General features: G+C 67.5%; 18 protein-coding genes and 3 tRNA genes. 3 read left to right on the top strand and 18 right to left on the bottom strand.

Annotated features, from left to right (window positions below):
* Window positions 1-15 precede the first annotated feature (15 nt).
* From uvrC to KXV01_RS02670, 11 genes are all read right to left on the bottom strand, one after another.
* On the bottom strand, window positions 16-1,860 hold the full coding sequence (gene uvrC, locus KXV01_RS02720) for an excinuclease ABC subunit UvrC (RefSeq protein ID WP_111096511.1): 1,845 nt from the start codon (window positions 1,858-1,860) through the stop codon (window positions 16-18).
* A complete protein-coding gene (locus tag KXV01_RS02715; RefSeq protein WP_111096510.1) occupies window positions 1,857-3,269 on the bottom strand; it encodes a hypothetical protein in 1,413 nt (470 codons plus the stop codon). Before KXV01_RS02715 ends, uvrC begins: the two co-directional genes overlap by 4 nt.
* A complete protein-coding gene (locus tag KXV01_RS02710) occupies window positions 3,266-3,754 on the bottom strand; it encodes a low molecular weight protein-tyrosine-phosphatase (RefSeq protein ID WP_111096509.1) in 489 nt (162 codons plus the stop codon). Before KXV01_RS02710 ends, KXV01_RS02715 begins: the two co-directional genes overlap by 4 nt.
* Entirely contained in the window at window positions 3,751-4,524 is a 774-nt protein-coding gene (gene kdsB, locus KXV01_RS02705; protein WP_111096508.1) for a 3-deoxy-manno-octulosonate cytidylyltransferase, read from the bottom strand. Before kdsB ends, KXV01_RS02710 begins: the two co-directional genes overlap by 4 nt.
* A 75-nt stretch (window positions 4,525-4,599) precedes the next feature.
* Window positions 4,600-5,619, bottom strand: coding sequence for a tetraacyldisaccharide 4'-kinase (gene lpxK / locus KXV01_RS02700; protein ID WP_111096507.1), 1,020 nt, complete (start codon window positions 5,617-5,619; stop codon window positions 4,600-4,602).
* Complete coding sequence (msbA, locus tag KXV01_RS02695) at window positions 5,619-7,367, bottom strand: lipid A export permease/ATP-binding protein MsbA (RefSeq protein WP_100477858.1); 1,749 nt, start codon at window positions 7,365-7,367, stop codon at window positions 5,619-5,621. The genes lpxK and msbA overlap by 1 nt, the downstream gene beginning before the upstream one ends.
* Window positions 7,364-7,786 carry a biopolymer transporter ExbD gene (locus KXV01_RS02690; RefSeq protein WP_019658998.1) on the bottom strand — a complete coding sequence of 141 codons (423 nt, stop codon included), beginning with the start codon at window positions 7,784-7,786 and terminating at the stop codon, window positions 7,364-7,366. The genes msbA and KXV01_RS02690 overlap by 4 nt, the downstream gene beginning before the upstream one ends.
* Before the next feature lie 3 nt (window positions 7,787-7,789).
* Complete coding sequence (locus KXV01_RS02685) at window positions 7,790-8,452, bottom strand: MotA/TolQ/ExbB proton channel family protein (RefSeq protein WP_049415858.1); 663 nt, start codon at window positions 8,450-8,452, stop codon at window positions 7,790-7,792.
* Between the two features lie 3 nt (window positions 8,453-8,455).
* Window positions 8,456-10,855, bottom strand: a complete 2,400-nt coding sequence (locus KXV01_RS02680; protein WP_111096506.1) for a DNA internalization-related competence protein ComEC/Rec2 — start codon at window positions 10,853-10,855, stop codon at window positions 8,456-8,458.
* 59 nt (window positions 10,856-10,914) lie between these two features.
* Window positions 10,915-12,258: a HAMP domain-containing sensor histidine kinase gene (locus KXV01_RS02675; RefSeq protein WP_049415864.1), complete on the bottom strand. Its 1,344-nt coding sequence runs from the start codon at window positions 12,256-12,258 to the stop codon at window positions 10,915-10,917.
* A 1-nt stretch (window position 12,259) separates the two neighbouring features.
* The gene (locus tag KXV01_RS02670) at window positions 12,260-12,931 is read right to left on the bottom strand and encodes a response regulator transcription factor (protein WP_049415866.1); all 672 of its coding nucleotides are present in this window, start codon (window positions 12,929-12,931) and stop codon (window positions 12,260-12,262) included.
* Window positions 12,932-13,107: 176 nt separating this feature from the next.
* Here KXV01_RS02670 and KXV01_RS02665 point away from each other — a divergent pair, with 176 nt between their 5' ends.
* A complete protein-coding gene (locus tag KXV01_RS02665; RefSeq protein ID WP_049415868.1) occupies window positions 13,108-13,392 on the top strand; it encodes a hypothetical protein in 285 nt (94 codons plus the stop codon).
* Window positions 13,393-13,488: 96 nt separating this feature from the next.
* Here the strand turns inward: KXV01_RS02665 and KXV01_RS02660 are convergent, their stop codons facing one another.
* Window positions 13,489-13,629: a hypothetical protein gene (locus KXV01_RS02660; RefSeq protein ID WP_167692840.1), complete on the bottom strand. Its 141-nt coding sequence runs from the start codon at window positions 13,627-13,629 to the stop codon at window positions 13,489-13,491.
* Between the two features lie 182 nt (window positions 13,630-13,811).
* Between KXV01_RS02660 and KXV01_RS02655 the strand changes: the two genes are divergently transcribed.
* Window positions 13,812-14,114, top strand: a complete 303-nt coding sequence (locus KXV01_RS02655) for a hypothetical protein (protein ID WP_049415873.1) — start codon at window positions 13,812-13,814, stop codon at window positions 14,112-14,114.
* 126 nt (window positions 14,115-14,240) lie between these two features.
* On the opposite strand, the gene KXV01_RS02650 is transcribed toward KXV01_RS02655, so the two are convergent.
* The 3 genes from KXV01_RS02650 to uvrB all read right to left on the bottom strand — a co-directional run bounded on the left by KXV01_RS02650 (window position 14,241) and on the right by uvrB (window position 16,619).
* Window positions 14,241-14,315: transfer RNA gene (locus tag KXV01_RS02650), tRNA-Val, on the bottom strand.
* Window positions 14,316-14,413: 98 nt separating this feature from the next.
* Window positions 14,414-14,488 (bottom strand) — tRNA-Val (locus KXV01_RS02645).
* A gap of 106 nt (window positions 14,489-14,594) precedes the next feature.
* Entirely contained in the window at window positions 14,595-16,619 is a 2,025-nt protein-coding gene (gene uvrB, locus KXV01_RS02640) for an excinuclease ABC subunit UvrB (protein WP_049412758.1), read from the bottom strand.
* Window positions 16,620-16,747: 128 nt separating this feature from the next.
* Between uvrB and KXV01_RS02635 the strand changes: the two genes are divergently transcribed.
* On the top strand, window positions 16,748-17,284 hold the full coding sequence (locus KXV01_RS02635) for a GspH/FimT family pseudopilin (protein WP_258390898.1): 537 nt from the start codon (window positions 16,748-16,750) through the stop codon (window positions 17,282-17,284).
* Between the two features lie 73 nt (window positions 17,285-17,357).
* Here KXV01_RS02635 and KXV01_RS02630 read toward each other — a convergent pair.
* From KXV01_RS02630 to KXV01_RS02620, 3 genes are all read right to left on the bottom strand, one after another.
* Window positions 17,358-17,434, bottom strand: a tRNA-Asn gene (locus KXV01_RS02630).
* An 80-nt stretch (window positions 17,435-17,514) separates the two neighbouring features.
* Window positions 17,515-17,937: a type IV pilin protein gene (locus KXV01_RS02625; protein WP_049416370.1), complete on the bottom strand. Its 423-nt coding sequence runs from the start codon at window positions 17,935-17,937 to the stop codon at window positions 17,515-17,517.
* Between the two features lie 38 nt (window positions 17,938-17,975).
* Window positions 17,976-21,722, bottom strand: coding sequence for a PilC/PilY family type IV pilus protein (locus KXV01_RS02620; protein ID WP_111096504.1), 3,747 nt, complete (start codon window positions 21,720-21,722; stop codon window positions 17,976-17,978).
* Between the last annotated feature and the right edge of the window lie 4 nt (window positions 21,723-21,726).

The raw sequence follows: 21,726 nt of genomic DNA, 5'->3' as shown, positions 1-21,726 counted from the left end.
TGCGTGCTTCTCTCTCTACTCGGCCGCATCAGGCGTGGCCAACCCGTGCAGGTTAGCGTAGATACGTGCCGCGAGGGCGTCATTGATGCCTTCCACCTTGGCGATTTCCGCTTCGCCAGCGGCTTTCAGGCCTACGAGGCCACCAAAATGCTTGAGCAGGCTGGCGCGGCGGCGCGGCCCGATGCCGGGGATATCCTCCAGCTTGCTGGTCATCCGTGCCTTCTGGCGGCGCCCACGGTGGCCGGTGATGGCGAAGCGGTGCGCCTCGTCGCGAACCTGCTGGATGAACTGCAGCGCCGGGTTGGCCGCGCCCGGGCGCAGCTCGCGGCCATCGGGCATCACCAGCGCTTCGTGGCCGGCGCGGCGCTCCACGCCCTTGGCCACGCCCACCAGCAGCACGCCTTCCACGCCCAGGTCGGCCAGTGCGGCCTGCGCCTGCGCCAGCTGCCCTGCGCCGCCGTCGATCAGCAGCACGTCCGGCAGCACGCCCTGCTCTTCCACCGCACGGCGGAAGCGGCGGTCGATGGCCTGGCGCATGGCGGCGTAGTCATCGCCCGGCTCGATGCCGCTGATGTTGAAGCGGCGATACTGCGCGCGCACCGGACCGGCGGCGTCGAACACCACGCACGAGGCCACGGTGGCCTCGCCCAGGGTGTGACTGATGTCGAAACATTCGACCCGCTTGACCGGCTCGGCCAGGCCCAGCATTTCGCGCAGTGCGTCGCTGCGCGCCTGCTGCGCGTTGCGGCTGTTGAGTTCGGTGGCCAGGGTCAGCTGCGCGTTGCGGCTGGCCAGTTCCACGTAGCCGGCGCGCTCGCCGCGCACGTTCCACTTCAGCTGCACCTTGCGCTCGGCCGAGGCCGACAGCGCGGCAACCAGCAGGTCGGCATCGGGAATCTCGCGGTCCAGCAGGATCTCGCGCGGCGGCTCGAATTCGATGTAGTACTGCGAGACGAACGCGGCCAGCACTTCCTCCGGGCTTTCCTCGCCGTTGGTGCGCGGGAAGAACGGGCGGGTGCCGAGGTTGCGGCCATCGCGGAACGCCAGCAGCAGCACGCAGGCCTGCGACCCCTGCATGGCCACCGCCAGCACGTCCAGGTCCGCGGCGCGACCGTCCACGTACTGGCGGGTCTGCATGCTGCGCAGCGAGGAAATCAGATCGCGCAGGCGCGCGGCCTGCTCGAACTCCAGCGCCTCGCTGGCGGCCTGCATCTGCTCGCCCAGCTCGCGGGTGAGCTCGTCGCTCTTGCCTTCAAGGAACAGAGCGGCGCGGCGTACCGACTCGGCGTACTCCGCTGCCGGCACCAGCTCCACGCACGGCGCGCTGCAGCGCCCGATCTGGTACTGCAGGCACGGCCGCGAGCGGTTGCGGAACACGCTGTCTTCGCAGCTGCGCAGCTTGAACAGCTTGTGCATCAGGTTCAGCGTTTCGCGCACTGCGGTCACGCCCGGATACGGCCCGAAATAGCGGCCGGGAATGGCGCGGGGTCCACGATGCAGTGCGATGCGCGGCCAGTCCTCGCGGGTCAGCAGCACGTGCGGGTAGGTCTTGTCGTCGCGCAGCGAGACGTTGTAGCGCGGCGATAGAGATTTGATCAGCTGGTTTTCCAGCAGCAACGCCTCGGCTTCCGAGCGCGTGACGGTCACGTCCATGTGCGCGATCTGCGAGATCATCGACATGATCCGCGCGTTCTTCGGGCTGCCGTTGAAGTAGCTGCCGACGCGATTGCGCAGTGCGCGGGCCTTGCCCACATACAGCAGGGTGTCGTCGGCGGCGTACATGCGGTACACGCCGGGCGCGGTGCTGAGCTGGGCCGCGAAGGCCTTGCCGTCGAAGGCCGGGGCGGGAACGTCGGTCATTCGCTGATCGGGACTTCGCTGAGCACGCCGCTGTCGGGATCGAAGCGCAGCACGGCGTGGGCGTCGGTCTCGGCGATCCACACCGCACCTGCGCCCACCGCCAGTCCAGCCGGGCCATGCAGGCGGCGCGGCAGCGGCTGGGTGGTCAGTTCACCGCCGCCCAGGCGCAGCGTGCGCAGGCGACCGTTGCCGGTATCGGCGATCCACAGCAGCGGGGCGTCCGCGCCCAGCGCGATGGCCTGCGGGAACTGCAGGCTGGCTTGGGTGCGGGGACCGTCTTCACTGCCGAAGCGCCAGGGCCCCTGCCCGACCAGGGTCTGCACCAGGTCGCCACGCAGCTGAAGCGCGCGGATCGAGGAACCCAGTGCATCGGCCACATACAGCACCTGCTGCACCACGGCCAGCGCGGTGGGCTGGGCGAAGGCCGCCAGATGGCCACTGCCATCACGCTCGTCAATGGAACCACTGCCGGCGCGCCATTGCAGGGTGCGCTGGCCCAGGTGGTAGCTCCAGATGCGGTTGTCGCCGGCCATCGCGATGTGCAGCTGGTTGTCGGCAATGGCCAGGCCGACCGGATGGTCCAGCGAGACCTGCCGCGCCTGCGCGACCGGCCCTTCCACCGGCGCACCGGGTCGCCCGTTGCCACACAGGGTGTCGACGATGCCAGTCAGCAGGTTGATACGGCGCACCGCGTGGTTGCCGGTGTCGGCGACGTACAGCGAATCGCGCTCCAGTACCAGCGCCTGCGGGCGGTGGAATGCCGCTTCGGCGAGGTTGCCGTCCATGAAATCGGCGGTGCCGAGGCCGAACTGACGCAGGATGCGGCCGCCATGGCTGCATTCGAGAATGCGGTGATGGCCGCTGTCGGCGATGTACAGGCGTTCGGTGCTGACCGCCAGCCCCTGCGGGAAGCGCAGGGCCTGGCGCGGTTCCGGATGCAGTTCGCTGCCGCCACGCGGCGGCGCCGAAGGTGCGCCCTGGCACAGCGCGTTCAAGGCGCGCTCCAGTTCACCGGGCGCGCCCTGCCCGACCAGCCGTTGCTGTTCGCGGCCCTGCGCGTCCAGCAGCACCATGGTCGGCCAGGCGGTGACGCCGAAGCGGCGCCAACCATCCCAGTCGGCATCGAGCAGCACGGGCATGCTCAGGCCCTGACGGCGCAGCAGCTTCAGTGCGGCCGTGGGATCGCGTTCGAAATCAAAACGCGGCACCTGCAGCACCAGCGGCTGCAGCTTGCCGGGATGGCGCGACAGCCATTGGCCGAACTCGGCCAGGCGTTGCGCACTCCAGGCGGAGGCCGCATTGACGAACAGCAGCGCGACCGGCCGGCCGCGCAGTTCGGTCAGGGTGCAGGGGGTGGCATTGAGCCAGGTGGCGAATTCGGGCAGGTCCGGGACGGGCTGGACGTTCATGACCTGATTATGCCGGAGTCGGCGTCATGCAACAGTCGTGCCACCGCACGTTTTGCAGCATCGTCGACCAGCGACCAGACCTGTTCAAAATGATCGCTGCCGCCGGTGTAGGGATCAGGGATCGCTAACCGCCCCTGCCCGCCCGACCAGGGCAGGTACAATGCCAGCCGTTCACGCTGGGCCGCCGATGCCAGGCGACCGGCATCACGCAGGTTGGCCTCGTCGGCACACAGGATCCAGTCGAAACGTTCGAAATCCTCGGCCTGCAGCTGACGTGCGCGCAGGTCGCCGATGTCCACGCCGTGCCCGGCCGCGCAGGCGATCGCGCGGCGGTCCGGCGGCTCGCCCACGTGCCAGTCGCCCGTGCCGGCCGAATCGACCTGCACCCGCCCGGCCAGCGGCGAGGCATCCAGGCGTGCGCGCAGCGCCCCTTCGGCCATCGGCGAACGGCAGATGTTGCCGAGGCAGACGACCAGCAACTTCATCGCGCGGCCATCGCCTGCAGCAACGCTTCGGCGCGCTCCAGGTCCTCGGGGGTGTCGATGCCGGGTGGGAACGGCTCCGGCGAGATCGCCACGCTGATCGGGAAGCCCGCTTCCAGCACGCGCAGCTGTTCCAGCGATTCGACCTGCTCCAGCTGGCCCGGCGGCATCGCCGCGAACTGCTGCAGGAAGCCGGCGCGGTAGCCGTAGATGCCGATGTGGCGCAGCCAGTGGTGGCCGTCCGGCAGCGTGTCGCGGCTGCGTGCGAAGCCGTCGCGGTGCCAGGCGATCGGCGCGCGGCTGAAGTACATCGCCTCGTTGCGCACGTTGCGCACCAGCTTCACGACGTTCGGGTCGAACAGGGTGTGCGCGTCCTCGACGGTCGTGGCGAGAGTCGACATCGGCGCAGTGCCAGCGACCAGCGCATCTGCCACCGCGCGGATGCCGGCCGCCGGTGCGAACGGTTCGTCGCCCTGCAGGTTGACCACCACCGTGTCATCGGCCCAGCCGGCAATGCGTGCGCACTCGGCCAGGCGATCGGTACCCGAGGCATGCGTGGTCGCGGTCATCGCCACCTTCACCTCGGCCAACCCGGACAGCGCATCGGAAATGCGTTGGTCGTCGGTCGCCACCCAGACCTCGCGGGCACCGGCCTGCAGCGCGCGGCGCGCCACATGCAGCACCAGCGGCTCACCGCCCAGCGGGCGCAACGGCTTGCCCGGCAGCCGCGAGGCGGCAAAGCGGGCCGGAATGGCGACGACGAATTCGGTCATGCGGGCGGTTCTCGGCAGGCTCGTTACAACGGGAATGCGGCCAGCGGCGCATGAATGCAAGCGCCGCCGCGCCAATCAGTTCGGTCGCAGCTTGTCCAGGCGATCGGTCAGCGCCACCCAGAACGCGGCGGGCAACTCGGCGCGCAGCGGAACCGCGTAGTGCCAGTCGTTGCCGAACGCCCGGCATTTCACCGCATCCTTTTCGGTCATCAGTACCGGCAACTGGCTGCCGAAGGACAGGTCCTGCGGCTGGTAGGCCTGGTGGTCGGCGAACGCATGCGGCACCACGCCGATCCCGCGCGCGCGCAGCATGTCGAAGAAACGCTGTGGATGGGCGATGCCGGCCACCGCGTGCACGCGCTGGCCCTTGAAGTACGTCAGCGGGCGCGCGCGGCCACCGGCCAGCGGCTGCGCACTGTCGATGTGCAGGGCCATTGGCCATTGGCCGAAGCCACAGGCCTGTGCCGCGGTCTCCTCATCGGCCTGGCCGAGATTGACCACGCGGAAATCGCATTCGCTGGCGCGGCTGACCGGCTCGCGCAACGGCCCGGCCGGAATCATCCGGCCATTGCCATAGCGACGCTGGGCATCGACCACCTCGATCTCGATGTCGCGCGCCAGCCGGTAGTGCTGCAAACCGTCGTCGCAGACGATCACATCGCAGCCGGCCTCGATCAGCGCCTTGCCGGCAGCAACCCGATCACTGTCCACGCGCACCGGCACGCCGGTCTTCCAGGCGATCAGCACCGGCTCGTCACCGCCCTTGGCGGTTGGCGTCTCGGCCCGCACCCACAGCGGCTTGTCGGCGTCTTCGCGACCATAGCCGCGGCTGGCCACGCCCGGCTTCCACCCGGCCGCACGCAGGCGTTCGACCAGCGCAATGGTCAGCGGCGTCTTGCCGGTACCGCCGGCCGTGATATTGCCGACCACGATGACCGGCACCGGCAGCGAATGGCGCTTGCGCCAGCCACGGCGATATGCGCGCCGGCGCAGCGCGGTGACACCTGCGTACAGCGGCGCCAGCAGGCGCATCGCCCACGGAACCGGGGTGCCGTCGTACCAGTACGGCGGGGTCTGGGTGCCCTTGCCGGCCATCAGTCCTGCCTTTCGCGGAACTGCATGCTGTGCAGATGCTGGTACAGGCCGCCCAGTTCGAGCAGCTCCTTGTGCGTGCCGCGTTCAACGATGCGGCCATGATCCATGACCAGTACCTGGTCGGCATGCTCGATGGTCGACAGCCGGTGCGCGATGACCAGCGTGGTGCGTTCGGGCATCAGGCGCTGCAGGGCGTCCTGCACCAGGCGCTCGGATTCGTTGTCCAGCGCCGCAGTGGCTTCGTCGAGGATCAGGATCGGGGCGTCGCGCAGGATCGCGCGGGCAATGGCCAGGCGCTGGCGCTGGCCACCGGACAGCAGCGCGCCGTTCTCGCCCACCGGGGTCTGCAGCTGCTGCGGCATGCGTGCGATGAACTCCCACGCGTTGGCGGCTTCGGCCGCCGCGCGGATCTGCTCGTCGGTCGCTTCCATGCCATAGGCGATGTTGGCGGCGATCGTATCATCGAACAGCATGACCTTCTGCCCGACCATTGCCACCTGCCGGCGCAGGTCGGCCAGCGGGTAGTCGTCCAGTGCCACGCCGTCGAGGGTGATGACACCGCCGCTGGGCTCGTAGAAGCGTGGCACCAGCCGGATCAGGCTGGTCTTGCCACTGCCGGAACGGCCGACAATGGCCGTCACCGTGCCTGGCCTGGCAACGAAGCTGATGTCGTCCAGGGCGATGCCGCTGTCCTCGCGGTAACGCAGCATGACGTGGTCGAACGCCAGTTCGCCCCGCACGCGCTGCACGCGTCGCTGCCCCTGGTCGCGCTCCACTGGCATGTCGAGAATGCCGAACAGGCGCTCGGCAGCAGAGACACCGCGCGAAATCGAGGTCTGTACGCTGGTCAGGCGGCGCAGTGAGGGAATGATGGCCATCATCGATGTCATCAGGCCCATGAACTGGCCGGCATTGAGCCGGCCGGCCAGGGCTTCGCGGGTCGACACCCAGACGATCACCGCCAGCGCCAATGCGGCCAGGAACTGCACCACGCTGGAGGCGGCGGCGCGGGTGACCTCGACCTTCATGTTCAGCGCCAGCATGCGGTTGGCCAGGCGCGAGTAGCGCGAGATCTCATGCTGCTGGGTGCCGTGCACCTTCACTTCCTGCTGCGCCGCCAAGGACTGCTCGGCAGTCTGCGCCATCGTGCCCATGCCGTCCTGGATGCCGCGGCTGATGCGGCGGTAGCGTTTGCCCACGTAGGACACGATGCCACCGATCAGCGGCACCACCAGCAACATCGCCAGGGTGACCTTGACACTCATCTGCAGCATCACCGCCAGCATCGCGACGATGGTGAGGGTATCGGCCACCACGGTCTTCAGCGCGTCGGCGCTGGCCTGGGTGACCTGCTCGGTATCGAAGTTCAGGCGGCTGACCATCACCGGCGTCGCTTCGGTATCGAAGTGCGACGACGGCAGGTGCAGGTACTTCTGCAGCACCTGCTCACGCAGGTCGCGGACCACGCTGCGGCCGGTCTTGGCCAGCGTGTAGTCGCTGACCCAGGTGGCCAGGCTGCGCATCAGGAACAGGCCGAGGATGGTCAGCGGCAGCACCACGGCCGCGCGCGGCTGCGGATCGACGAAACCCTCGTTGACCAGCGGCTCCATCAGCTTGGTGAAGTGGTAGCCGGCCAGGGCTTCGACCACCATGGCGATGACCGCGCCCACCATGAACACCCAGTAGGTGCGGGTGTAGCCCAGCAGACGTTTGTAGATCGGCCACACCGGCGCGTGATGGGAACTCATGGACGCACCTCTGGCGCAGTTGCAATGGCGATACGACGGAAACCGAGTTGACCGAGCGCGTCCTGCGCGGTCACCACGGCCTGGTAGGGAGTGCGTGCGTCGGCGCGCAGCAGCACGGGCTGGCTGCGGTCGCTGCCGGCGACCGATGCGATGGTCTGCTTGACCGACTCGACATCGCTGCGCAGCACTTCCTGGTCATTGATGAAATAGCGGCCTTCGGCGTTGATCAGCACGCTGAGCGAGCGCGGCGGCTCGTTGCTGGGCTGCTGGCTGGCGGTCGGCAGCTGCACCTGCAGCGTCGAGCGCGCATCGAAGGTGGTGGTGACCACGAAGAAGATGATCAGCACCAGGATGACGTCGATCAGCGGGACCAGATCGATATGCGGTTCATCCTGTGAGCGGTCATTGCCGATACGCATCGATCAGGCCTTCGCCGCAGCGGCGTTGGCCGGTCGCGCCGGCGCGGCCGGGTTCATCACCCCGGGGCGACCGTCGAGCGTGTCCAGCAGGGCACTGGCTTCCTGCTCCATTTCCACCACGTAGCCGTGGATGCGGCCCTTGAAGTAGCGATGGAACATCAGTGCCGGAATGGCCACGATCATGCCCGTGGCGGTGCACACCAGCGCCTTGCCGATACCGCCGGCCAGCTGGTTCACGTCGCCCACCCCATGGTCGAGGATGCCCAGGAACATCTGGATCATGCCGATCACCGTGCCCAGCAGGCCCAGCAGCGGGCCGGCCGAGGCAATGGTGCCCAGCGCGTTGAGGAAACGTTCCATGCGGTGCACCAGGTGGCGACCGGTGTCCTCGATGCGCTCGCGGATCTGGTCGCGCGGACGATTGCGGGCTTCCAGCGCGGCCGCCAGCAATGCCCCCAGCGGCGAGTTGGCACGCAGGGTCTGCAGGTGCGCCGGGTCAAGCTTGCCGCGTGCGGCCCAGTTGCGCACTTCCTGGCCGAGGCCGGGCGGCAGCACCTCCGTTCGCCGCAGGGACCAGAAACGCTCCAGGATGATCGCCAAAGCCAGTACGCCCAACAGCAGCAGCGGCACCATCGGCCAGCCACCGGCCTTGACCAGTTCCCACACGTTTCAACCCTCCGGCCCAACGGCCGCTTGTTCGTTCGGCGATAGGATAGCAGCCGACCGCGCCCGCCCAGCGGCATCCCACCACCGGGATGCGTGGATACGCTGTTCACGCAGCTGCAGCCCTTGTGCACCAAGCCATACGCGGATCGCGCCGGAGTCGGCCGTGGCCAGCACTTCCGCCCCCTGCGCCTGCCAGCGTTGGACCACGTCCTGGCGTGGATGGCCGAAACGGTTGCGGTGGCCGGCCGAAACCACCGCCAACCGTGGCGCCACGGCGGCCACCCACGGCGCACTGGAGCTGCCGCCGCTGCCATGGTGCGGCACCAGCACCACATCCGCCTTCAACGCCGCCGGAGACGCCCGCAGCAGCGCCTGTTCGGCCGGACGGCCGATGTCCCCGGGCAACAGGACCCCACCATGCGCGCTGGCCACGCGCAGCACGCAGCTGTCCTCGTTTTCAGCCCGCTGGCTGCCGGCATCCGGGTGCAGCACCTGGAAGTCGACGCCGTCCCAGCGCCAGCGCAGGCCGCGCTGGCAGCGCCCGGCCCCGGCAATCGTGCTGCCCGGCGGCGCCAACAGGGGCAGCTCCGGCAACTGAAGGCGCAGGCGCGGCAGGTTGCCGGCATGATCGAGATCGTCGTGACTGATCAGCACGCGGTCGGGCCGTGCCTGCCCCAGCGCCCGCAATGACGGAACCAGGACCCGCTCGCTGCCCTCCCCTCCGATCGGCGGTCCCACGTCGTACCAGAGCGCATGCCGCGCGGTACGCAGCAATACCGCCGTGCCCTGCCCGACGTCGTGCACCAGCAGCTCCAGCTCTCCCTCGGCCGGCCGCTCGCGCAACGGCCACAGCAGCGGCAGGCACAGCAGGAGGCCAGCCAGCCCGCCCCCGGCACCGCGTGGCAGCAGCCACCAGAACACGCCCAACAGCGCCGCCGGCACTGCCCAGGCCGGTGCCTCGGCCAACCACCACATCGCCTGTGGATGCGCCGCCAGTGGCTGCAGGGCCTGCCAGCTGATTTCGAACAACCACGCCGCTGCGCGCCACGCCCAGCATCCGGCGCCGTCATGCAGCACCTGCAGGGCGGTGCCCAGCAGCGACAATGGCACCACCAGCAATGCCCACCACGGGATGACCGGCAGGTTCACCAGCGGCCCCAGCCGGGCGGTGCCACCGAACAAGGCGATGCCCAGCGGCAACAGGCCGACGCTGGCCACCCCTTGTGCGGCCAGGAATCCGCGCAGGTTGGCGACCACGCCTCGCGGACGTCCCTGCGGCAGGCACCAGACCAGCCACAGGACGCCGCCGAAGCTGAGCCAGAAGCCCGCGGACAGCACTGACAGGGGCGCCGGCAGCAGCAGCGCCAGCGCCGCCAGTGCAAGCCCCTGCACGGGACCCAGTGGGCGCCGCCCGCTACGCGCCAGCGCCACCAGCCCGATCATCAGTGCGGTGCGCACGGTCGGCAATTCACCGCCGGCCAGCACCGCATAGCCCGCTGCGGACAGGGCCGCGGCGCAGGCCGCCGCCTGGGGGCGTGGCCAATGCCGGCCCAGCAGCGGGCACAGCCACCACAGCCCTTGGCACAGCAACGCCCCCAGCCCCGCCACCACCCCGACATGGAACCCGGAAATGGCCACCAGATGGGTCAGGCCCAGCGCCCGCAACTGGTCCCAATCGGCGTCGGACAGGCCACGCGTATCGCCCAGGGCGAGCGCCTGCACGAAGCGCGCAGCTGGATGGGCCACCTGCGCGGCGATGGCGGCGCTGGTGCGTTCACGCCATGCCGGCAGGCCATGTGCGGCCTGAAGCTCACGCGCGCTGGCCGGCGCCCGCACCGTGCCGTTGCCGGACACGCCGCGCAGCAGCGCATGGCGTTCACCGTCGAAACCACCGGGATTGATCCGCGAACGCGGCGCCCGCACGCGCAGGGCCAGATGCCACTGCGCGCCGGCCAGGACCCGATGGCGCCCACGCCCGGCGTCGGTGCCATCAATGGCACGCCAGGCGTCATTCCAGATGACCTGCAGGCGCTTGCCGCGCAGCGATGGCAGTTCGCTGCTCTCGCTGACCTGCAGCAGGAAGCGGGTATGCGCGGCCCCATGGTCCGGCAGATCGATGACCCGTCCACTGACCACCACATCCCGTGCTGGCTGGCCTGGCGGCAGCTGTTCCTGCATTGCCCAGTGCCCGTGCATCGCCGTCCATCCGGCGCCCAGCAGCACGACCGCGGGCAGGCGCCCCCGCCAACGCAGGCCCCACCCCGCCATGCCAAGCACGATCATCACCATGCAGCCCCACAGCGGCGGCAGCTGTGGCAGCTGCACGCAGGCCAGCGCCCCCAGTGTCAGCGCCGCAGCGGCGCCACTGCCCAGCAAGGGAGACGGGGAACGCTCGACAGCCATGGGTCCAGCCTGCCGCTACCGGCGGCAGGTTGCCTATCGGGACTTGCCCCGCAAACGCGTCAGCGCCGGACGCTACCGCGATGGAAATTGACCCGGAAGCTTGCGCCGCCTCCCGCAGCCTCACCGACACTGACCGAGCCACCGTGGTGCTGCACGATCTCCTTCACCAGATGCAGGCCCAGGCCACTGCCGCTGCCCGCCGCGCGCAGGCGATGGAACGGCTCGAAGATCGCCTCGCGGTCGCCCACTGGAATGCCCGCGCCCTGATCGCTGACTTCCAGCAAGCCACGCGTATCCAACCGCACGCAGATGGTGCCACGGCCACCACCATGCACGATCGCGTTGTGCACCAGGTTGGCAATCACCCGCCCCAGCGCCAGACTGTCGCCGTGGATCCACACCGGCGATTCCGGCGCGTCCACTTCGAATCCATAGCCGGCGCCCACCACCAACGGCGCCAGGTCCGCGGCGGCCTCACGCACCAGCAGAGCCAGGTCCAGCCGCTGCAATGCGCCGACATTGCGGTCAAGGCGCTGCAGATCGAGCAGGTGCTCGGCAACATTGCCCAGCCGCGCCACGTCGGTCAGCAACTGCGATTTCAGCTCACCCTGTGGCAACTGCGCCAGGCGCGCCTGCACCACGGCGATCGGCACGCGCAGCTCGTGCGCCGCGTCGGCGAGGAACTTGTCGCGCGCGGCGTAGCCCTGCTGCACCTTGTCGATGGCATCGTTGAACGCTTCCACCAGCGGCGCCACTTCCGTGGACACCAGCCGCGCATCCAGCCGCGCACCGGGCTGGCCGATGTCCAGTTCCTTGGCCTGCTGCGCAGAACGGCGCACACCGCGCATGGCACGGTGGATCACGGTCGGCATCACCAGCAGGGTGACCACGATCAGTGGCAGGAAGAACCACAGGCCGATCAGGCGCAGCACCATCAGCGCGCCATCCAGCAGCCCGCCCTTGGGCGCGCCACCGACCATCACGGTGATGCGGCGCCCGTCCTCGTTGCGGATCATCACCCGCGCCACGTCCAGGTAGGGGGGCACCAGCGAGCCCAGTTCCGTGGCGCCCACGGTCGGCAGCCGCGCCAGCATCGGCGCGTGGATCGCTGGGATGGTGCCGCGCTCGAGCCACATGCCCTTGTCATCCACCGCGGCGAACCAGAGATTTCCCCCGGCGTTGGCATCGAGCTTGTCCCAGCGCGCCTGGTCCAGCACCAGGCGGCCGCCTTCGCTGTGCACCGCCTTGGCCACCGCCTCGGCAACGAACATGTCCATGCCCCAGGAGTCCTTGTCACCCCAGGTCAGGATCAACGCGACCACCGCGAACAGTACGGTGAAGGCCTGCGCCAGGAACAGGCGCCAAGCCAGGCCAAGGGTGATCGAACGGATCGGACGGGCCATCTCAGGCCTCCGCCAGCAGGTAGCCGACGCCGCGGATCACGTGGATCTCCACCCCCGCCCCGGCCTGCTGCAGCGCTTTGCGCAGCTTGGAGATATGCGCATCGAGCGCATTGGACTGGATCTCATCATCGAACCCGTACACTGCAGCCTCCAGGGCACTGCGGGTAACCGTGCGGCCCTGCCGCATCGCCAACGCCTGCAGCACCAGCACCTGCCGACGCGGCAATGCCAGGGGCTGGCCCTCCACCTGTGCCTGCAGCGATTCGAAATCGAACTCGAGCCGCCCCAGCCGCAGGCTCGGCGTCACCATCGCCGAAGGCCTGCGCGATACCGCGCGGATGCGTGCCATCAGTTCCTCGATCGCCACCGGCTTGACCAGATAGTCATCGGCACCGACGTCCAGGCCTTCGACCTTGTCCGACAGCGTGCCCTTGGCGGTCAGCATGATCACCGCCAGATTCGGCCGCAGCGCACGCGCCGACGCGACGAATCCAGCACCATCGCCATCGGGCAGCTGGCGGTCGAGCAGCAGGAGCTGGTGCACCGGTTCGCGCAATGCGAGCGCGGCCTCGGCCAGGCTGCCGACCACGTCGGCGACCACGCCCTGCCGCTCCAGGCCCGATTGCAGGGCGCGGGACAGATCAGGATCGTCTTCGACCAGGAGGATGCGCATCAGGAACTCGTCTACCGGAAACGCTGCCGATCATAGTGCCTGGGGCCATGGTTTTGCGCCCATGCATGCCAGCGGTTGCAGGCGCAATGTTCTGACAATGTTGCCCCTTCAGCATGCGCAGCCATCACCCGCAACGTGGCCGAACGATGCTGTCGCTGCCCCTGACAAGGACCCCCATGGCCTCCGTCTCCCACACCGCAGACGCCCACGCGATCCTGCGTGCACCGGACCTGGACAGCGCAGAACGCGCCTATCTGGGACTGATGCCCGACCTTGAACATGTGAATGCACTGGCCCGCCGTGCAGTGGGCCTGTCACGCGTTGCCGACGCGGCACACGGCTATGCGTTGTCGATGACCCTGGTCGGACTGCGCCTGCAGGAGCTGGAGATGGGCGAGCCAACGGCCAGGGAACACCGCCAGGCCACCCTGCGCAGCCTGCGCCAGGCCTTCAGCGCCTGACGGCACGCGCACAGGCACTGCCGCCGCACCGGCGGCAGCGGGAGTCATCGGGTCAGCAGGACCCGCAACCCGGCAGGCCCGGCGCGGCAGCGTCATTCAGCGCAGCGTGGTCCACGCCAGCAGCGCGCTCAGGATTGCGACCCAGATCACTGCCTTGAACGTGCCTTCCAGCATGTTGCCGCCGAACAGGTGTTCCAGGAGCGGATTGGGCCTGGACACCGGGACGTGATCACCCATGCGGCAGTTCCTTGCAGTAATGGCGCAGTTGCGCAGCAGCGCCGAGTCTACGCCTGCGCGGCCCGGATTCATCGCCATCTGCCTGCCTTTGGCGGCCCAATCCCCGCCTTCGTCGCAGGCCGGCTGCGGTGCCCGGCCGACCATGCCAGCCTGCACGCACTTTCCCGCTGGAGCACCGTGCCATGCCGATGCTTGCCCTGATCCTGCTGTTCTCCAGCCTGTTCGGCGACGGCTGCGGGCCCACCGAGGATGCCCTGCGCAGCCAGATCCTGCGCACCGAGGATCGGCAGGCCATGCATGAAGTGCAGCCCCTTCAGCTCTATCACCTGCGCCAGGACCGCGTGCTGCGGCTGGGCAGCCAGCAATCGCCAGACGACACTGGCGCCAGCCCTCATCCTGCGCTGGCCCGGGTAGGTGTGGCGCAGCTGTGGGAACGCGTCGACGGCCAGTGGCGCATCCAGCGTTCGATCAGCATTACCCACTGATTTCATGCCACTGAACCGGCACGGATGCAGCTTCGCGGGAACGCCAGGCTCCCCGGAACGAAAAAAGCCGGCCTCGGGGCCGGCTTTCATCGTTTCCACCACTTCACCGGCAACGCCGGGAGCAGGTGGTGGGCGGTACAGGGTTCGAACCTGTGACCCCTACCATGTCAAGGTAGTGCTCTACCGCTGAGCTAACCGCCCATCGTGTTCTTGCCGCCCGAAGGCTGGCCTTGTTACGTAAAAACCCGGCGCCAGGGCCGGGCTTTGCATTTCACGACAGCCCTCTTCCGAGGACTTCGTGGTGGGCGGTACAGGGTTCGAACCTGTGACCCCTACCATGTCAAGGTAGTGCTCTACCGCTGAGCTAACCGCCCGTTTTGCTTCTGCATTTCCGCGATTGCGTCGGTGCAGGCCGCGTATATTACGGATGCGGGCCGTGAAGCGCAACACTTTTGTGAAGATGATGCTGCACTGCCACGTTCAGCCCAGGCTGGCTTCCTTCAGCTGCCGGATCTGGTCACGCACCCGTGCGGCATCCTCGAATTCCAGGTCCTTGGCGTGCTGGTACATCTGCTGTTCCAGCGCCTTGAGACGGGTCGCCAGCTGCGCCGGAGACAGCGAACGATAGTCGGCCGCTTCTTCGGCCACACCCGCCCGGCCCTTGCCCTTACCCTTCTTGGCTTCCTTTTCGGCGGCATCCGATCGCGCGCCTTCGAGGACATCGACGATCGGGCGCGCCACCGAGCGCGGCACGATGCCATGTTCTTCGTTGTACTCGACCTGCTTGGCACGGCGCCGGTCGGTCTCATCGATCGCCGCCTGCATCGAGCGGGTGATCTTGTCGGCGTACAGGATCGCCTTGCCGCGCACGTTGCGTGCGGCGCGGCCGATGGTCTGGATCAGCGAGCCGGTGGAGCGCAGGAAGCCTTCCTTGTCGGCATCGAGGATCGCCACCAGCGATACCTCGGGCATGTCCAGGCCTTCGCGCAGCAGGTTGATGCCGACCAGCACGTCGAACTTGCCCAGGCGCAGGTCGCGGATGATCTCCACGCGCTCGACCGTATCCACGTCCGAGTGCAGGTAGCGCACGCGGATACCGTGTTCGGTAAGGTACTCGGTGAGGTTTTCAGCCATGCGCTTGGTCAGCGTGGTGACCAGCACGCGGTCGCCCGCCTTGATGCGCGCGTTGGCCTCGCTCATCAGGTCGTCGACCTGGGTACCGACCGGCCGGATCTCCACCACCGGGTCGATCAGGCCGGTCGGGCGCACCACCAGTTCGGTGATCTCGTCACCGGCTTCACGCAGTTCATAGGGCCCGGGCGTGGCCGACACGTAGATGCTGCGCGGGCAGCGCTCCTCCCATTCCTCGAAGCGCAGCGGGCGGTTGTCCAGCGCCGACGGCAGGCGGAAACCGAACTCAACCAGGGTTTCCTTGCGCGAGCGGTCACCCTTGAACATGGCGCCGATCTGCGGAATGGTCACATGCGATTCGTCGATCACCAGCAGCGCATCCGGCGGCAGGTAGTCGAACAGGGTCGGTGGCGGCTCGCCGGCATTCTTGCCGGTCAGGTGCCGGGAGTAGTTCTCGATGCCGTTGCAGTAACCGACCTCGGCCATCATCTCCAGGTCGAACTGGGTGCGCTGGGCCAGGCGCTGTGCCTCCACCAGCTTGTTCTGTGCGTACAGCTGCTCCAGCCGCTCCTTCAGCTCCACCTTGATCGTCTCGATCGCCGCCAGCACCCGCTCGCGCGTGGTCGCATAGTGCGTCTTCGGGTAGACCGTGAAGCGCTGCATGTTGCGCAGCGTCTCGCCGGTCAGCGGGTCGAACAGGGTGATCTTCTCGACCTCGCCATCGAACAGTTCGAGGCGCAGTGCTTCGCTGTCCGACTCGGCCGGGAACACGTCGATCACTTCGCCGCGCACGCGGAAGGTACCGCGCTGCAGCTCGTACTCATTGCGCGTGTACTGCAGCTGGGTCAGGTGGTTGATCAGGTCGCGCTGGTCGATGCGCTCGCCCTTGGACAGGATCAGGCGCAGCGACAGATAGTCTTCCGGCGCGCCCAGGCCATAGATCGCCGACACCGTCGCCACCACGATCGCGTCCGGGCGCGACAGCAGGGTCTTGGTCGCGGCCAACCGCATCTGCTCGATGTGTTCGTTGATCGAACTGTCCTTCTCGATGAAGGTGTCCGACGACGGCACGTAGGCTTCGGGCTGGTAGTAGTCGTAATAGCTGACGAAATACTCCACCGCGTTGTGCGGGAAGAACGCCTTGAATTCGCCATACAGCTGCGCCGCCAGCGTCTTGTTCGGCGCCATGATCAGCGTCGGCTTCTGAATGTTCTGGATGACGTTGGCGATGGTGTAGGTCTTGCCCGAGCCGGTCACGCCCAGCAGGGTCTGCTTGGCGATGCCGGCCTCGAAGTTGCTGGTCAGCTTCGCGATGGCATCGGGCTGGTCGCCCGCCGGCGAATACGGCGAGACAAGTTCAAAACTGTCGCTCATGGTGTTGCCAGTTCCCGGGAAGGGTGAGTATACGGGGCGAGGAGTGACGGCCGGCTGAGGGGCTGCCGGGCAGGACGCTACGGGGTTTCCCGATGGCGGCCGCACAGCCGGGCGCGGAGGCTGGATGCATGCGCCCTCCCCGCTCTTCCGGTTGCGCCGCGTCGCGCGGCATGCACCTGATCGAAATCCTGGTCGTCACGGCGGTACTGGCCGTGCTGCTGGCCGCCGGCTGGCCCTCGCTGCAGGCGCTGCTGCTGCACCAGCGCGCGGAAGCCACCCGGTTCAGCCTGCAGGCCGCCCTGGCAACGGCACGCAGCCAGGCCATCATGCGTCGCGAACTGATCGGCCTCTGCGCCAGCGCGGACGGCCAGCGCTGCGGGGACGACTGGAGCCAGGGCTGGATTGCCTACCGGGCCGCAGGCGCGTGGCAGCCCCCATCCACGGCCGATGCCATTGTCCTGCATCAGGGCGGCCGCCCGGATGTCACGATCAGTGCGGCCAGCAGCAGCGGGCGACCGCAACTCTATTTCCAGCCGGATGGCCGCAGCCCCGGCAGCAACCTGACGCTGCGCGTCTGCGTGCGGGGACGCGAGCACGCGCGGGTCATCGTCAGCAACAGTGGGCGGGCGCGTTCGTCCACCCTGCGGGCCGGGCAAGCCTGCTGAACGTTGCCCTGCGCCCTCAAGCAGACAACAAAAAAGGCTTGCGGAAGTCCACAAGCCTTTGATGTGTAACATCTGGCGCCCGAAGTTGGACTCGAACCAACGACCCCCTGATTAACAGTCAAGTGCTCTAACCGGCTGAGCTATTCGGGCGGGGACGCGCATTGTAATCACGTCGAACAGGGAGTGCAACACTCCCGTTCACATGCTTGCGTCGTCTGTTTCCAGCAGTGTCACCAGCACTCGGACAGCGTGGTCTTGGCGGTCTTCACGTTGGCCTGGTTGAGCGTCAAGTTTCCACACTTGTCCTTCGCCTGCGCGTTGACCGCGGTGGCGGTGAAGGTGAATGTCGACTGCGCGGTCTGCATGGACAAAGTGTAGGCCGCCGTGCCGCCCTCGCGCGGGGAGTTGATCGAATCGGCATTGCCCGGGAACTTGAAACCGACATAGGTGTTGTTGACCGTATGGAAGCGCTCGGCCAACTGTGCATATTCGACCAGGTCGGCCTTGGCCTGGGCCCGGCGCGACTTGCGCACATGTTCGCTGTAGCTCGGGTACGCGATCGCGGCGAGGATTGCCACGACCGCGACCACAATCATCAGCTCGATCAGGGTGAAACCGCGGGCCAGACGACCCGCCGCGAAAGATTGGCGCATTGCACGGGCTCCTGCTGCCGGGGAAGAATGGACGCCGGTCACTGGATCTGCCTCCAGGACTGACGGCCGCAGGGGTACGGCAGGTACATCGGATCAGCACCGGCCACCGAGATCTGCATCAGGCACGCCTCGCCGGGCGGCTGCGGCGGCGGGTTGCCGGGAGTGCTGTCCGGCGGCGCCAGGCGCGGCACCACCGACGTCGTCACGTCCCTCACCGGCGCGTTGCCGCCCGTGTTGAGAGCAACGCCGGCCGTACCCGCCCCCGGCGATCGGCCGTCGGGGGCTCCGAAGCGCACCTGCGACATCGCGGCCTGGCCGGTGCTGGCCTGCAGGCCGAGCAACCAGTTCGCACCGTCCACCGAGCAACCCTGAGCATCGGACGGAATATAGGTCGGGAAGAACACCACGCCGGACACGATCCTCGGATTACCGACCGCACGCTCCTTGTTGGCCAGCACCACGGTCCAGCCGCGGCTGACCGTAGGCACGGTCCCGCCACGCAATGTCCGCACGCCGGAACCGATCTCGGCCGTATACGAGCTCAGGTTTGCCGAGGTCAGCGTCGTCGTCGGCTGGCCCGCTGCGGTGTCGTTGATACCGTACAACGCCTGCACCGCCGTATCGCTCTCGTCACCGTAGTAGGAGAAGCTGCCGGTGCCGAAGATCAGCATCACGCCACCGGACGGTCCGGTGGTCACCGTCATGCCACCGGTGATCGGCTGACGGTAGGTCCGGCGGTCGGCGGGATCGACATGGGTATCGGTGGTGAACAACGGTACGGTTGGCGCGGTGGTCCCGCGCAGGTCGAACTTCCAGATAACGCCACGCTTGTCGGCGCCATAGACCGTATCGGCCAGGCCATCGCGCACCTGCGCGTTCTGCCCGGTTCCGCCCCAGCGATCAACCACCACGATGTTGCCCAGCCCGTTGCTGCCCGACGGCAGGTTGGTACCCGACTCGATCGCCTCGATCATGCGGATGGTCGGCGTGCGGCCTGCCACCATGTCAACCACGAACAGTACCGCCTTGCCACTCCTGCTCTCGTAGCCGTTGCCGAAGATCGCCTTGAAGCCCACCGAACCGTCGGCATTCTTCACCGGCACGATCACCGGCTTGCCCAGCACATGGCCGATGTTGGCGCGCACAGCATCGTCAAGCGAAGCATCGAGGTCACTGATCTCCCACAGCAGGGAGCCGGTGGCGCCGAAGTTGCCCGGATCGGACACATCCAGCGCGAACACGCTGCGGCCGCCGGCACCGGCCGTGCCCACCAGTGACGTGGTCCACCCGTTGCTGCCGTAGGTGTCGCTGATCGTCACCGGGCCATCGACGTAGTAACGGTGCTGGAAACGCTGGGCGTTCTGGTTGGTCGGGTCGTTGGGCAGCAACAGGTTGCCCATGTGGCCCAACGCGGTCGAGGGAATGTAGGCGAACCGCTCCTTGCCACCGTCGGCGTCCATCTGGCCGTCGGCGCCCATGCCACCATCGAAGGCATGCAACATGCCGTCGTTGGCGCCGGCGTAGACCATGTAGCGGCGACCATTGCGCTTGGTGGTCATGTAGGCGGCGTAACTGCTGCCCATCGTGCCCGGGAGGCGGCCAAACCCATAGTCATCCAGAGGCGAACTCAGCACCGGGGTGGAGGTGATGATGTCGCCCAGTACCGTGCTGCGATCACGCAGCTTGCCGCCGTTGCGCTTCTCGCCGGAGGTTTCACCACGCAGGTAGGCCACGGCCGTGGTGGAATCCGTTGTCAGGCCGGCCAGCTCGGACGCGCTGCAGATCAGGATGCCCGGATACAGCGTCGACGACTTGGTGCACAGATTGGCCAGGCTGACATTGCTGCCGGTGAAGTCTTCCAGCGCGCCGTTGCGCCAGAACCGGATGCGGCGTGATGCAGGCGCCGGCATCTTCGCAGATGCTTCCCAGGCCTCTTCCGAAACGATCTTGCGGGTGGACGGCTCGACGCTCAGCTTGAAGGCGCGCAACTTGCTGTACCAGTCGGTGCCGTTGTTGGTGGCCTCGTAGAACGGCTCCACCGACAACGAGCCGACGCCGATGCGTGCGCCGGTCAGCGAACGCGAGCCGGACGGCGTGGCGCCCTGGGCGACGTTGCTGATGATGCGGCGCATGGCTGCAGTGATTTCGGCCGGGCGCGTGGCGTTGACCATTTCACCGCGGGTGTCATAGACCGCGTTCCACAGCTCATCAACGGCCTCAGGCTTGAGGTCCTGCGTCGTCGTCGGGAAGTTGGGCTTGACGACGTACGGGTCGGGGCTGAGCACCCACGGGCGCAGCGGATCCGGCAGGTACCGGACGCCGAACTCCTTGCCCTGCGTGCCCAGCGTCACGCCGTAGAAATTCATGTGCAGGTGGGTCTTGCAATCCAGCGACGGATTTGGATTCGGCCCCTTGCACTCGGCCGGCACCGGCACGGAATTGGTCTCCTTGCCCGGCACGAGAGAACTGTTGTAGTACGGCGCTACGAGATCCTTCATCAGCGTCGTGTTGCCGGACTCATTGATATAGCCATCGGTGAACAGCATGCCCGCGTTCTTCTGGCATGACAGGAGTACCGGCGCGTTCTGATCCGTGCGCTGGAATTGTTCGCCAAGGTACTGTGCGGCGGAACGATTGGGCGTACTGCTGCTGGCCCGCATTTCGCCGATGATCTGGCTGAGCAGCTGCTGCTTCTCCGGCTCGTTGGTCATGTTGAACATGGTCACCGCGCGGCGGCCATTGATACGGAACCAGCCCACGCGCAGATTGGTAGTGTCGTACAGCGCATTCGTGGCCGCACCGATCAGCGCTTCGCGTCGCGTCCGGTACAGGCTGAACCAGTTGGCGAAGCTCTGCATGGCAGCGTTGTACTTCGCTTGATTGTTGCCGAAGTTCGCAAGCTTGATTTCGTACTTGTATAACGTACCCGGACGGCCGCCCGGAGGATTTGCAACGGCAACAGGAGCCGCGGTGTACCCATATTCCGCCGGCAGCGTGGACGGATCTGCCAGGAAGAACGTAGCCGGATAGAAGGCGACGGCAGCATCGCAGCTTGAGCTGCTGATGGTAGTCTGGCGCGTCACGTTGTCGAACGAGCCTTCCTGCCGGACAGCCCCCCCGCTCAGGTTGCATCGCCCACGCTCAATACGGGTTCCGACCGGCAGCGTCATGCCGGAACGGAAGCGGAAGCGCCAGTTCGCGCCGGTCCGCCCGCCGGTGTCCATGCTGGTCAACAGCGAGTCCACAGTCAGGTCCAGCGCGCCGGCGATCTTGTTCGGTGCATTGCCCGGACGCGGGTCCAGCGGCGCGCTGGACGCCCTGATGTCCAGATAGTTGGCAAGGGCTGTATCGGACAAGCCGGTCTTCCAGCCAGGATAGATCTCACGCGGGTCGTAGTAGGACGGGTTGACGTCCGGCGATCGGGCGAAACCGAAGCTGTCGAGCGGCGGGATGGCTACCTGGTCGTCGCGTCCATAGCTGGGGAAGACGTACAGGTAGCGCTGCCCAGACCCATCGTAGCCGTTGACGGCACCCTGGTTGTAGAAGCCACTGCCATCCCAGCGGTACACGCCATCGCGCGTGTTGTTCAACGTTTCCCACAGCATCGAGCCGGAATCATCCAGCGCCATCAGGAAGGCCGGCGGCGTCTGCACCTGGATGTTCAGCGGCGCCTGCGCCAGCGTGCCCTGGGCCTGGGCCGCCATCAGGCTGTAGAAGACATAGCCCCCCCCGAGCGCCAGTGCGGCGCCGCCTGCGGCCATGAAACGGAATTTGCGCGAAGCCATGGCC

The organism is Stenotrophomonas sp. Ps181, assembly GCF_025697425.1.
In the GTDB taxonomy this organism is placed as follows: Bacteria; Pseudomonadota; Gammaproteobacteria; order Xanthomonadales; family Xanthomonadaceae; genus Stenotrophomonas; species Stenotrophomonas sepilia.
The sequence above is the reverse complement of the archived record's forward strand: the minus strand, read 5'-3'. Positions and strand labels throughout refer to the sequence as shown.

Bases quoted from the DNA above. Each gene is read 5' to 3' on its own strand.
- KXV01_RS02625 (WP_049416370.1), bottom strand. From the start codon at position 17,937: ATGCGCCAATCTTTCGCGGCGGGTCGTCTGGCCCGCGGTTTCACCCTG.
- KXV01_RS02690 (WP_019658998.1), bottom strand. From the start codon at position 7,786: ATGCGTATCGGCAATGACCGCTCACAGGATGAACCGCATATCGATCTG.
- KXV01_RS02635 (WP_258390898.1), top strand. From the start codon at position 16,748: ATGCGCCCTCCCCGCTCTTCCGGTTGCGCCGCGTCGCGCGGCATGCAC.
- KXV01_RS02675 (WP_049415864.1), bottom strand. From the start codon at position 12,258: ATGGCCCGTCCGATCCGTTCGATCACCCTTGGCCTGGCTTGGCGCCTG.
- uvrB (WP_049412758.1), bottom strand. From the start codon at position 16,619: ATGAGCGACAGTTTTGAACTTGTCTCGCCGTATTCGCCGGCGGGCGAC.
- KXV01_RS02660 (WP_167692840.1), bottom strand. From the start codon at position 13,629: ATGGGTGATCACGTCCCGGTGTCCAGGCCCAATCCGCTCCTGGAACAC.
- lpxK (WP_111096507.1), bottom strand. From the start codon at position 5,619: ATGGCCGGCAAGGGCACCCAGACCCCGCCGTACTGGTACGACGGCACC.
- uvrC (WP_111096511.1), bottom strand. From the start codon at position 1,860: ATGACCGACGTTCCCGCCCCGGCCTTCGACGGCAAGGCCTTCGCGGCC.
- KXV01_RS02710 (WP_111096509.1), bottom strand. From the start codon at position 3,754: ATGAAGTTGCTGGTCGTCTGCCTCGGCAACATCTGCCGTTCGCCGATG.
- KXV01_RS02665 (WP_049415868.1), top strand. From the start codon at position 13,108: ATGGCCTCCGTCTCCCACACCGCAGACGCCCACGCGATCCTGCGTGCA.
- KXV01_RS02620 (WP_111096504.1), bottom strand. From the start codon at position 21,722: ATGGCTTCGCGCAAATTCCGTTTCATGGCCGCAGGCGGCGCCGCACTG.
- KXV01_RS02715 (WP_111096510.1), bottom strand. From the start codon at position 3,269: ATGAACGTCCAGCCCGTCCCGGACCTGCCCGAATTCGCCACCTGGCTC.
- kdsB (WP_111096508.1), bottom strand. From the start codon at position 4,524: ATGACCGAATTCGTCGTCGCCATTCCGGCCCGCTTTGCCGCCTCGCGG.
- msbA (WP_100477858.1), bottom strand. From the start codon at position 7,367: ATGAGTTCCCATCACGCGCCGGTGTGGCCGATCTACAAACGTCTGCTG.
- KXV01_RS02655 (WP_049415873.1), top strand. From the start codon at position 13,812: ATGCCGATGCTTGCCCTGATCCTGCTGTTCTCCAGCCTGTTCGGCGAC.
- KXV01_RS02680 (WP_111096506.1), bottom strand. From the start codon at position 10,855: ATGGCTGTCGAGCGTTCCCCGTCTCCCTTGCTGGGCAGTGGCGCCGCT.
- KXV01_RS02670 (WP_049415866.1), bottom strand. From the start codon at position 12,931: ATGCGCATCCTCCTGGTCGAAGACGATCCTGATCTGTCCCGCGCCCTG.